Origin of the sequence: Mycobacterium sp. NPDC006124 (genome assembly GCF_040614235.1) — a bacterium.
In the GTDB taxonomy this organism is placed as follows: domain Bacteria; phylum Actinomycetota; class Actinomycetes; order Mycobacteriales; family Mycobacteriaceae; genus Mycobacterium.
This window is the reverse complement of record NZ_JBEXUA010000010.1, coordinates 168,154-179,903: the sequence shown is the minus strand read 5'-3', so window position 1 is coordinate 179,903 and position 11,750 is coordinate 168,154. Positions and strand designations below refer to the sequence as shown.

Sequence of the window (11,750 nt, the reverse complement as noted above, 5' to 3'; positions counted from 1 at the left end):
GGTCCGATGACTGGGTGCACGCGACCACGAAACCGTGGACCACCGTCGGCAGTGCCTCGCCGTGCCCGACATCGCAGGCGTCGCGTGGTGGCGTGGCACGAGTCCACACTCGGCGGGTCGTGCACAGTCGACGGTTCATCCACGAGACGCCTGCGATGTCGGGCACGGCGAGGCACTGCCGACGGTGGTCCACGGTTTCGTGGTCGCGTGCACCCAGTCATCGGACCCTTCGTCGGCACCGAAGCCTTGGCCCGCGGGCAATTCACCAGGCGGACGCTGCGCAGTCGCAACCAGGTGATTCATCGCAACGTGTTCCTGCCCGTCGGCCAAGCACTCACCGCTCGAGACCGGGCCGTTGCGGCATGGCTATGGTCCGGGCGACGCGCCACGGTCGCCGGGCTGTCGGCCTCGGTGCTGCATGGCTCGCAATGGATCTCCCCCGACGAACCCGCAGAGCTCACCAGGACCGAGGCCAGCACCAACGGCATCGTCGTGCACCGCGAGACCCTTCTCGACGACGAGGTCACGACTGTCGACGGAATGCCGGTCACCACACCGGCCCGGACGGTCTTCGACCTCGGCCGGCGAAAGGGATTCGAGAGGGCGGTGATTCGGGTCGACGCTCTGGCCAATGCCTGCGGCGTCGCCGCCCCGACGGTGTACCCGCTGCTGGAGGCACACCGTGGGGCGCGAGGACTGGTACAGCTGCGCAAGGTCCTCGACCTGATGGACGGTGGGGCGGAGTCTCCTCAAGAGACGCGGACACGGCTGTTGTTGGCAGAAGCACACTTTCGTGCACCACGTACGCAGATCGAGGTCCTCGACGACGTCGGCTACCCATTCGCCCGCGTCGACATGGGGTGGGAGGAGTTTCGAGTTGGCGTCGAATACGACGGGGCGCAGCACTGGACCGACCACGCCCGCTTCGCTCACGACATCGACCGGCACGCCACCCTCACCGCGCTTGGCTGGCGGATCGTCCGCGTCAGCGCCGACCTGTTGCGGGAGCGACGAACGGTGGTCCTGCACCGAGTGTTCGCCGCGCTCGCCGCCTCAGGGTGTCCGTGGCTCGACGAATGTGCAGTAATTCCACGCCAACTCGCATGACGGCGTGGCAAGAGTCCACACTCGGCGTCACGAAAGCCGGGAAGCCGCGGCGTCGATCCGCTCGTCGGTCGCCGTCAGCGCCATGCGCACGTACCGGGCACCGCGCGGACCGTAGAACTCCCCGGGCGCCACCAGGATCCCGAGTTCGGCCAGCGCGGCCACGGTCTCGCGGCACGGCTCGCCGCGGGTGGCCCACAGGTAGAGGCCCGCCTCGGAGTGCTCGACGGTGAACCCGGCGCCGCGAACCGCGGTCAGCAACACCTCGCGGCGGCGGCGGTAGCGTTCCTTCTGCACCGCCTCGTGGGCGTCGTCGTCGAGGGCGGCGACCATGGCCGCCTGGATCGGCGTCGGCACCATCATCCCGGCGTGCTTGCGCACCGCGAGGAGTTCGGCGACCACCGCGGGGTCCCCCGCGACGAAGCCCGCCCGGTACCCGGCCAGCGACGAGGTCTTCGACAGGGAGTGGATGGCGAGCAGCCCGGTGTGGTCACCGCCGCAGACCGAGGGATGCAGCACCGACACCGGCGCCGCGTCGGGATCCCAGCCGAGGCCCAGGTAGCACTCGTCGGAGGCGACCAACGCGCCCCTGGACCGTGCCCACTCGACCACCTTGCGGAGGTGGTCGACGCCGAGCACCGCACCCGTCGGATTGCTCGGCGAGTTCACGAAGACCAGCTTGGGCGCCCGCGGACCCAGCTGGGTCAGCGAATCGGCAGCCACCACCTCGGCGCCGGCGAGGCGCGCCCCGACGTCGTAGGTCGGGTAGGCGAGTTCGGGCACCACGACGACGGCGTCGCGGCGCAGGTTCAGCAGCGTGGGCAGCCAGGCGATGAGCTCCTTGGTGCCGATGACCGGCAGCACGGCACCGTCGGCCACGCCGGTGATGCCGTAGCGGCGGCGCAGCGCCGCCACCGCGGAGGCCCGCAACGCCGGCGTTCCCGCGGTGGTGGGGTACCCGGGCGCCGAACTGGCCGCTGCGAGCGCGTCTCGGATGACGGGGGCGACGTCGTCGACCGGCGTGCCTACCGACAGGTCGACGATGCCGTCGGGATGGGCCCGGGCGGTCGCGGTGACGTCAGCCAGGGTGTCCCAGGGGAAGACCGGGAGCGACGCCGAGAGGCTCGCGCTCAGCTTTCCTCACCCTGAGGGGGCATGTCCTTGATCGCCTGCGGGTCGTTGTCGGTCTGGCCGACCTTCGACGCGCCGCCGGGCGAGCCCAGCTCGGTGAAGAAGTCCGCGTTGTGCTGGGTGTACCCGCTCCACTGATCGGGGACGTCGTCCTCGTAGTAGATGGCCTCGACCGGGCAGACCGGTTCGCAGGCGCCGCAGTCCACGCACTCGTCGGGGTGGATGTACAGCATGCGTGCGCCCTCGTAGATGCAGTCGACGGGGCACTCCTCGATACATGCCTTGTCTTTGATGTCGACGCAGGGTTCGGCAATGGTGTACGTCACTGATGTCTCTCCTGTCCAGTGGGCTGCTGGGTCGGTTGGGACCTGGGTCGGACCACCGAGAAGGCAAGTATGCGGTGCCCATACCTGGACGCCTGTCTCAGTGTGTCCTAACTTGACGCGCCACCCCCCACGGCGACGCGCGGTTACTGATACTAGACGTTGCAGATACACCTCGACCAGTCCATTCTGCGGGTCGCCTGGCAGGACGATTCGTTGCATGGGACCGGCGGTACCGGATACCGTGCCATGGCTCGACGACTCGCCACCCTCGGAGGTGCCCGTGACTGGATATCCCCACCTGCTGTCGCCGTTGGACCTTGGCTTCACCACCCTGCGCAACAGGGTCGTGATGGGGTCGATGCACACCGGCCTGGAAGACCGCGCCCGCGACACCGACCGGCTCGCGGCCTACTTCGCCGAGCGGGCCCGGGGCGGGGTGGGACTCATCATCACCGGCGGGTACGCCCCCAACCGCACCGGCTGGCTGCTGCCCTTCGCCGCCCAGATGACGTCCTCGTCGCACGCCCGGCGACACCGTCGCATCACCACCGCCGTGCACGACGAGGGCGGCAAGATCCTGCTCCAGATCCTGCATGCGGGACGCTATGCGTACCATCCACTCTCGGTCAGTGCATCCTCGATCAAGGCGCCCATCAACCCGTTTCGGCCACGTGCGCTGCGCAACGTGGCGGGCACCGTGGACGACTTCGTCCGCTGCGCCCTGCTGGCCCGCGAGGCGGGCTACGACGGCGTCGAGATCATGGGCAGCGAGGGGTACCTGCTCAACCAGTTCCTGGCGCCGCGGACCAACGAGCGGACCGACGCCTGGGGCGGCACCGCCGAGAAGCGGCGCCGGCTACCGGTGGAGATCGTCAATCGCACCAGGGCGGCCGTCGGTCGCGACTTCATCGTCTGCTACCGCATGTCGATGGCCGACTACGTCGACGACGGCCAGACCTGGGATGAAATCGTCTTGCTGGCAACCGAAGTCGAGGCTGCCGGTGCCACGATGATCAACACCGGCGTCGGCTGGCACGAAGCGCGGGTGCCCACCATCGTGACCTCGGTGCCCAACGGCGCGTTCGTCGACCTCGGCAACGCGGTGGCCGAGCACGTCCGGATACCGGTCGTCGCCTCGAACCGGATCAACATGCCCCAGTCCGCCGAACGGATCCTCGCCGACGGGGCCGTCCAGTTGGTGTCGATGGCGCGGCCGCTGCTGAGCGACCCCGACTGGGTGAACAAGGCCGCCGCCGACGCGGCCGACGAGATCAACACCTGCATCGCCTGCAACCAGGCCTGCCTCGACCACGTGTTCGTCCACCAGACGGTGTCGTGTCTGCTCAACCCGCGCGCCGGGCACGAGACCACCCTGACGCTGGGGCCCACGCGCCGCACCAGGCGAGTCGCCGTGGTCGGTGCCGGGCCCGCAGGCCTCTCGGCGGCGGTCACGGCCGCCGAACGCGGGCACACCGTCACGCTGTTCGAGGCGGGTGCGTCGATCGGCGGCCAATTCGACTTAGCGAGAAGGATTCCCGGCAAGGAGGAGTTCGGTGAGACCATTCGGTACTACTCGACCATGCTCGCCAAGCACGGCGTCGACGTCCGGCTGAACAGCCGCGCCGAGGTCGCCGAACTGGAGGGCTTCGACGACGTCGTACTGGCCACCGGCGTCGTCCCACGGGTGCCGGACATTCCCGGCGTCGACCACCCGATGGTGCTCTCCTACGCCGCGGCGCTCCTGGGTGCACCGGTCGGTGACCGCGTCGCGGTGATCGGAGCCGGGGGCATCGGCTTCGACGTCAGCGAATTCCTGGTCACCGCGCCGGCCCGGACGACCGTCGCGCAGTGGCGGGCGCAATGGGGCGCACTGGACCCTCGAAACGCGCCGGATGTCCGGGGCGCGCTGACGACGCCGGCGCCGTCACCACCGATCCGGGAGGTCTACCTGCTGCAGCGCACGTCGGGCGCCCAGGGCCGAGGCCTCGGGAAGACCTCGGGCTGGGTACACCGGGCGTCGTTGCGCGCCAAGGGCGTTCACCAACTGTCGGCGGTGAACTACGAGCGCGTCGACGACGACGGACTGCACATCAGCTTCGGCAAGGACCGGACCGGCCGTCGGGTGCTGGCCGTCGACTCCGTCGTCGTCTGCGCCGGCCAGGAGTCGGTGCGGGACCTGGCGGACGGACTGCGCAGCCGCGGGATCGAACCGCACGTCATCGGCGGAGCCGACGTCGCGGCGGAGATCGACGCGAAACGCGCCATCCGTCAGGGCACCGAACTCGCCGCGCGCCTCTGACGGCGGACTAGGCCTGCTTGAGCGCCTCGATCTCGAGGGTGATGGTGACCTTGTCGCCGACGACGGTGCCACCGGTCTCCAGCGGCATGTCGAGGTCGACGCCGAAGTCCTTGCGGTTCAGCACGACCGACGCGGTGAAGCCGGCAACCTCACCGTGGCCCATGCCGGGGTTGACGCCGTTGAACTCGAGCTTGAGATCGATCGGCTTGGTCACGCCCTTGAGGGTGAAGTTGCCGCCGAGCACGTAGTCCTCCCCGTCGGGTCGCACGTCGGTCGAGACGAACGAGGCGGTGGGGTGGTTCTCGACGTCGAAGAAGTCGGCGGCCTTGAGGTGCGCGTCGCGCTGGTCGTTGCCGGTGTCGACCGAGTCGACGGCGATCTCGGCCGACACCGAGGGCGTGCCATCCTCGCCGACCACGACGGCGCCGCTGAACGACCCGAAGCTGCCGCGCACCTTGCTCACCATCAGGTGCCGCACCGAGAAACCGATCGAGGAATGGGCGGGGTCGATGGCCCACGTGCCGGCGCTCAGCGCGCTCGCTACCGATGCAGTCATGTCTGTTCTCCTTGACTCGGGGCCGGCCTTCCCAGCCACTCGCAGGGATAAACGGACTGTAGTCCGAATTAATTCCGCCCCTCGCCGAGCAGGTCGGACAACCCGTCGAGTGGCAATCGAGGCGACCGGTGCCCGTCCCGACCGACCACGTCCTCGTTGACGACCAGCGCGTTGAGCACCGCCTCCTCCACCGACTGCACCACCGCGGCGTAGAACGCATCCATCCGGCCCCACGGCAGGAACGTCATCGTGCCGAATTCCTCGCCCGTGGGAGCCTCGAGCGGGAACTGGCTCTGCAGACCGTCGGCATCCGCGGTCGAGAACGCCAGGAAGATGTCGCCGGAGAAATGGCTGCCCGTCGTACCCGTCCTGGCCAATCCCAGCGGCACCCGGCGGGCCAACGCCTTGCACTGACCGGGCAACAGCGGCGCATCGGTGGCGACCACGACGATCACCGAACCCGCTCCCGGCGGCGCCTTCACGCCGAGATCCGCGGCGAACCAGCCGGAGTCCATCGGATTCTCGACCTCCAGCAGCGGTCCGACGTGGCGGCCCGCGACGGTCAACTCGTGCCGGGCACCGAAGTTGGCCTGGACGAACGCCCCCACGACGAACTCGCGCGACCCGTAGTCCACCAGTCGTGACGCGGTTCCGTTGCCGCCCTTGAACTCATAGCAGTTCATCCCGGTGCCGCCGCCGACCGAGCCCTCCGGCACCGGGCCCGTCGTCGCCGAATCCAGCGCCTGCTCGACGTGTTCGGGCCGCACGTGGCCGCCGTTGATGTCGTTGAGGTAGCCGTCCCACGTCTCACCGCACACCGGAAGCAGCCACTGCCGTGCGAGGTGCGGCCGCACCCTGTTGACCCAGCTGACCACGCCGGTGTGACAGGCGCCGACCGCGTGGGTGTTGGACAGCACGACGGGCAGGTTGAAGGAACCGGATTCCTCAATCCATGTGGTACCGGTCATCTCCCCGTTGCCGTTGAGCGAGTGCCAGCCGGCGGCGCAGGGCCGTCCGACGCCGTCACGGCCCCGCGGCAGGATCGCGGTGACCCCGGTGCGCACCGGGCCGGATCCGACGCGAAGCGGGCCGTCACCCTCGACGAGGGTGACCTGCCCGACCTCGACGCCGGGGACGTCGGTGATGGCGTTGAACGGACCGGGGCGCCCGTCCAGGGGAATCGGAAGACCGCGGGCCCGGGGCCGGCCGTCGTACGCATGGGTCGCAGGTGTGGTCACACCCTACGAGTAGCACGTCCGGGCCCGGTTCGCGCGGATCAGCCCCGGTCGCCCCACACCGCCTGCGCGCCCGCGTCACCGATGCGGACGACCGTCACGATCGACGACACCCCGACGACGAGCGCCACCACCGCGACCACGACGGTCGCGGCCTTGCGGGGAGTGTCCGACCGGTTCTCCAGGACGTGCAGCACCGCCTGGGCAATGGCGACCACCAGCAGCGCGACGGAGAAGTAGATCATCCAGTCGCCGCGCTCGGCGTGCTCGAGGAGGATCGGGCGCGGCTGGCCTCCGCTCTCGAGCAGCCACTCACCGGCCTCGGTGGTGATGGGGGTCAACACCAGGGTGACGGCAGCCAGCGCGAGCACCAGCCACACCAGCCGCCGCCGAGCGGCCGGCCAGAAGCCGCAGAGAATCTCGAGCAGCGCCACGAGCGGTGCGAGCACCACGATGGCGTGGACGAGCAGGGCGTGGGCGGGGATACCGCCGATCGTCGTCAACAAGGATGCTCCTTCGTTTGGGCTGTCCTCGTGTATACGTGCCGCAGCCGGGCCGGGTTCACCACTCGGCCGATTTGCCCGCGGGGAGTGCGGTCAGGCGACCAGAGCCTCGTAGGTGGTGGAGCGTTGACGGGCGGGGCGGCCGATGCCCTCGGCGATGGCGACGAGTTCGGCGACGGACTTGGCCGAGCCGTTCTCCGAGCCCGCCATCCGGGAGATGGTCTCCTCCATCAACGTTCCACCGAGATCGTTGGCCCCGCCGCGCAGCATCACCTGGGTGCGCTCCACGCCGAGCTTGACCCAGCTGGTCTGGATGGAATCGATCCTGCCGTGCAGCATGATTCGTGCCAGTGCGTGCACCGCCCGGTTGTCGCGGTGCGTCGGCCCCGGCCGGGCGCCGCCTGCCAGATACAGCGGCGAGGACTGGTGCACGAACGGCAGCGGCACGAACTCGGTGAATCCGCCGGTGCGGTCCTGGATGTCGCGGAGCACGTTGAGGTGACCGACCCAGTGCTTCGGAGTGTCCACGTGGCCGTACATCATCGTCGAACTCGACCGAAGGCCCACCTCGTGGGCGGTACTGACGATGTCGATCCACGCCGAGGTGGGCAACTTGCCCTTGGTCAGCACCCAGCGCACCTCGTCGTCGAGAATCTCCGCGGCGGTACCGGGGATCGACCCCAGACCCGCCTCGCGCAGCGCGGTCAGCCACTCCCGCACGCTGGTACCGCTCTTGGTGACGCCGTTGGAGATCTCCATCGGGCTGAAGGCGTGCACGTGCATCGAGGGCACCCGCGCCTTGACCGCACGCACCAGATCGGCGTACCCGGTCACCGGCAGCTCCGGGTCGATGCCGCCCTGCATGCACACCTCGGTCGCACCGGCGACGTGGGCCTCCCAGGCCCGGTCGGCGACCTCGGAATTGGACAGCGAGAACGCATCCGCGTCGCCCTTGCGCTGGGCGAAGGCGCAGAACCGGCACCCCGTGTAGCAGATGTTGGTGAAGTTGATGTTGCGGTTCACCACGTAGGTGACGTCGTCGCCCATCACGTCGCGACGCAGCGAATCAGCAAGGGCGGCAACGGCATCCAATGCCGGACCGTCGGCGGTCGCCAACGCCAGGTACTCGTCGTCGCTCAGACCGGCCGGGTTGGCCTCCGCGGCGCGCAACGCCGCCAGCACGTCGGTGTCGACGCGTTCGGGCGCCCGGGCCGCCAGTTCGGCGACCTTGTCCCTGATCGACTCCCAGTCGCCGAACGCACTGCCCAGGTCGCTGCGCGTCTCGGTCAGCCGACCCTCGGAGTCGATCGCGGTGTGCAGATCGGTGCGCCCGAGGGACTCGGTTGCCTCGTCGGGCTCCTGCCACGGTCGCCCGACGGGGTTGACGTCGCGGGCGAACCCGGTGTCGGGGTCGGCCAGCGCGTCGACGTGGCCCCGCACGCGGGGGTCGATCCACGCGGCGCCCGCCTGCACGTACTGCGGCTGAGCGGTCAGCCGCTGCACCAGGTCGTAGCCCGCCTCGGCGGTGACGGCGGCCAACTCCTCGAGCGCCGGCCACGGACGCTCGGGGTTGACGTGATCCGGGGTCAGCGGGGACACCCCGCCCCAGTCGTCGACCCCGGCGCCGATCAACGCCAGGCACTCCTGACGCGAGACCAGATTCGGCGGTGCCTGGATGCGCATCTTGGGCCCGAGCACCAGCCGCGTGACCGCCACGGTGGCCAGGAAGTCGTCGATCCCGGCGTCGGGGGTGTCGGCCATCGCCGTGTGATCCTTGGCCCGGAAGTTCTGCACGATGACTTCCTGGACGTGACCGAACTCCTTGTGCGAGCGGCGAATCGCGTGCATCGTCTCGGCGCGCTCGACCAGGTTCTCCCCGATGCCCACCAGCAGCCCCGTGGTGAACGGCACCGACAGCCGGCCCGCGTCGTCCAGGGTGCGCAGCCGCACCGCCGGATCCTTGTCCGGGCTGCCGTAGTGCGCCAACCCCTTGGTCTCGTACAGCCGCCGCGACGTGGTCTCGAGCATCATGCCCATCGACGGCGCCACCGGCTTCAGCGAGGACAGCTCCGACCAGCTCATCACCCCGGGATTGAGGTGCGGCAGCAGACCCGTCTCCTCGAGCACCCGGATCGCCATCGCCCGCACGTAGGCCAGCGTGGAGTCATAACCGCGCTCGTCGAGCCACTGCTTGGCCTCCGGCCAGCGGGCCTCCGGGCGGTCGCCCAAGGTGAACAGGGCTTCCTTGCACCCCAGTTCGGCTCCCCGACGCGCCACCTCCAGGATCTCGTCGGGCTCCATGAACATGCCCTTGCCCTGAGCTCGCAGCCGGCCGGGCACGGTGACGAACGTGCAGTAGTGACACGTGTCGCGGCACAGGTGCGTCACCGGGATGAACACCTTGCGCGAGTAGCTGACCGGCAGCCGGCCCGTCGGGCCGCGGCGACCGCCGGCCTCGAGACCGGCGTCACGCACCCGGGCCGCACTGGCCATCAGATCCTCGAGGTCCGCGCCGCGCGCCGTCATCGCAATCGCGGCCTCGTCGACGTTGAGCGACACCCCATCCCGCGCACGCCGCAACACGCGCCGCACTGCGGCGGGCGAGGGAGGTGCGCTGGGTTCCGCCGAAGCGGAGGGCACGACGGGAATGGGCAGATCGGCACCACGTTGGGGGTTCAGAGCCACTCCCCTGTAACCCCACGGTCGCCCAGAATCATCCGTGCGTCCCACGATCCGAAACCGCTGCCTGACATACCGGTCACAGTAGCGCCAGAACCGACCCTCCGTGGCGGCGCCATCTCGCTACGGCGGCGGGTGCGACCGCGTAACTTACCGAGCATCGTCAGCGGTAGGGACCTCGGGGGAGCACTCGTCATGACCGGATCACTTAGCTCGTGCCTGCGCGTCGGGATTGCCACGCTGACGGCCGCGGCCGTCGTGGGGGTCGTGCCCGCCGCCACGCCGCAGGGGCCGCCCGCGGGCCCCGTGCCGGTGCAGGCGCCGCACGTCGACCTGACCGCGTCGGTCCGCTCGCTGGTCGCCACGCCGCCGAATCCCGCGCACTTCGCAGCAGCGACGGCCGCCATGGCACGACTTGACCCGGCCGGCACGTCCGCGGCGGTTCAGGCTGCTCCGGCTCCCCTCAACGCCGCCTCCGACGCCATCGTCTCGGGCTACCAGTTCCTTCGGTACTGGGTGACGTACGGCGTTCAGCTCGCCGACTACGTGCTCGGCTTCATCCCGTTCGGGTACGCCATCGCCGATCAGGTGAACATCGTCTACTACAACCTGGTCCTGCCGATCTCGGACAGCATCGTCTACAACCTCGTCGTACCGGTGGTGAACGATCCCCTCAATCTCGCGTCCTACGTCAACGGCCTGATCGCCGTGGGCCAGACGACGGTCAACGCCTTGGTCAACACCGCCGTCGCGGAATTCAACTACTTCTTCGGCTGGCTGATCCCACCGCTTCCACCCCGCCCGCTCGCGCTGGCCAAGCAGGTGCCGACCGTCGAGGACGCCAGCCAGATACAGCCGAACCCGGAGGCAGCCGAGGTCGAGCAGGCCCCGCCGACCGGCGACGAGCGGTCGAACGCTTCGGCGCCGACGACCGAGCCGTCGAAGACCCCGGAGCCTTCGTCGACTGCCGAGCCGTCGAAGACCACAAAGCCGTCGGAAACCACCGAGCCGTCGGAAACCACCGAGCCGTCGACGACCGCCGAACCGTCGGAGACTCTCGAGCCGTCGGAGACTCTCGAGCCGTCGGAGACCGTGGACCCCACCGCCGCACCGAAGCCACCCACCACCACCGCGGTCGACGGCATTCAGGCCCAGGGCGAGGTGCGTGGCGGCACGACCGGCACGACGACGGTCACGACCGCGACCACCACCGCGACCACCACCGGCACGAGCACGGGCACGCACCCGACGACGGCAACGAGCACCGAGCAGGGCATCGGGCCGGACGCCGAGCCAGCGGATGGCACGAAGGGATCCGACCCGGCGAGTCTGGCGAAGGACTCCGAAGGCTAGGCGCCGACGCGCGAGGTCAACCGCCACAGGAAGTAGGCCGGCGGCCCACCGCCCAGCACCACGAAGATCACGGGCGACAGCGCCATGATGCCCGCCCCGCTGAGCACGATGTCGTCACCCGGTCCGCCCAGAGTCAGGCCGAGGGTGGTCAGCAGCCAGGCCCACAGCGGCAGCGCCGCGATCCGTGGCGAGGTGTGCCATTGCAGCGCAGCCCACACCAACGCCAGGTTGACCAGACCGCTGATCAGCCCGCTGACCGGTAGTGGCACCGCCCCGACGTAGAGGGGCAGGAAGAAGGCGCCGACGATCGCCGAGAGAACGCCGTCGAGAGTCAGGACGGCCAGCGCGACGAACCGCAACCGGCCGGAAGATCTAATGGTCAGGTGGGAACGCTGTCGAGCAGGCCCACGATCCCGCCGACGACCCATTGAAAGCTGTCCAAGCGGTCTTGCCAATGCTGCAGGTTGGGATCCAGATCGGGGTCCATCGCCATCCCTTCCTCGGGGCCGCTGACCGTGTCGCAGCGGGGTCCGCCAATTGGTCGAAGCGTACCCCCTCGCGGCG

At 69.5% G+C, this 11,750-nt stretch carries 10 protein-coding genes; 3 read left to right on the top strand and 7 right to left on the bottom strand.

The window, feature by feature from the left end; all coding sequences use genetic code 11:
• Positions 1–207 precede the first annotated feature (207 nt).
• Entirely contained in the window at positions 208–1,107 is a 900-nt protein-coding gene (locus ABZ195_RS20575) for a DUF559 domain-containing protein (protein ID WP_355220992.1), read from the top strand.
• A gap of 27 nt (positions 1,108–1,134) precedes the next feature.
• Here the strand turns inward: ABZ195_RS20575 and dapC are convergent, their stop codons facing one another.
• Complete coding sequence (dapC, locus tag ABZ195_RS20570) at positions 1,135–2,238, bottom strand: succinyldiaminopimelate transaminase (protein WP_355221014.1); 1,104 nt, start codon at positions 2,236–2,238, stop codon at positions 1,135–1,137.
• Positions 2,235–2,561, bottom strand: a complete 327-nt coding sequence (gene fdxA, locus ABZ195_RS20565) for a ferredoxin (protein WP_355220990.1) — start codon at positions 2,559–2,561, stop codon at positions 2,235–2,237. The genes dapC and fdxA overlap by 4 nt, the downstream gene beginning before the upstream one ends.
• Before the next feature lie 274 nt (positions 2,562–2,835).
• Between fdxA and ABZ195_RS20560 the strand changes: the two genes are divergently transcribed.
• Positions 2,836–4,860, top strand: a complete 2,025-nt coding sequence (locus ABZ195_RS20560) for an NADPH-dependent 2,4-dienoyl-CoA reductase (RefSeq protein WP_355221012.1) — start codon at positions 2,836–2,838, stop codon at positions 4,858–4,860.
• A 7-nt stretch (positions 4,861–4,867) separates the two neighbouring features.
• Here ABZ195_RS20560 and ABZ195_RS20555 read toward each other — a convergent pair whose 3' ends face one another.
• From ABZ195_RS20555 to ABZ195_RS20540, 4 genes are all read right to left on the bottom strand, one after another.
• The gene (locus ABZ195_RS20555) at positions 4,868–5,416 is read right to left on the bottom strand and encodes a YceI family protein (RefSeq protein WP_355220988.1); all 549 of its coding nucleotides are present in this window, start codon (positions 5,414–5,416) and stop codon (positions 4,868–4,870) included.
• Between the two features lie 68 nt (positions 5,417–5,484).
• Positions 5,485–6,654 (bottom strand): P1 family peptidase, encoded by a 1,170-nt coding sequence (locus ABZ195_RS20550; protein ID WP_355220986.1) that lies wholly within the window; start codon positions 6,652–6,654, stop codon positions 5,485–5,487.
• 38 nt (positions 6,655–6,692) lie between these two features.
• Positions 6,693–7,154, bottom strand: a complete 462-nt coding sequence (locus ABZ195_RS20545; RefSeq protein WP_355221010.1) for a DUF2231 domain-containing protein — start codon at positions 7,152–7,154, stop codon at positions 6,693–6,695.
• 93 nt (positions 7,155–7,247) lie between these two features.
• Positions 7,248–9,809 (bottom strand): bifunctional FO biosynthesis protein CofGH, encoded by a 2,562-nt coding sequence (locus tag ABZ195_RS20540; protein ID WP_355221008.1) that lies wholly within the window; start codon positions 9,807–9,809, stop codon positions 7,248–7,250.
• 219 nt (positions 9,810–10,028) lie between these two features.
• Between ABZ195_RS20540 and ABZ195_RS20535 the strand changes: the two genes are divergently transcribed.
• Positions 10,029–11,186 carry a hypothetical protein gene (locus ABZ195_RS20535; protein WP_355220985.1) on the top strand — a complete coding sequence of 386 codons (1,158 nt, stop codon included), beginning with the start codon at positions 10,029–10,031 and terminating at the stop codon, positions 11,184–11,186.
• Here ABZ195_RS20535 and ABZ195_RS20530 read toward each other — a convergent pair.
• Positions 11,183–11,614 (bottom strand): hypothetical protein, encoded by a 432-nt coding sequence (locus ABZ195_RS20530; protein WP_355220983.1) that lies wholly within the window; start codon positions 11,612–11,614, stop codon positions 11,183–11,185. The genes ABZ195_RS20535 and ABZ195_RS20530 overlap by 4 nt on opposite strands.
• Between the last annotated feature and the right edge of the window lie 136 nt (positions 11,615–11,750).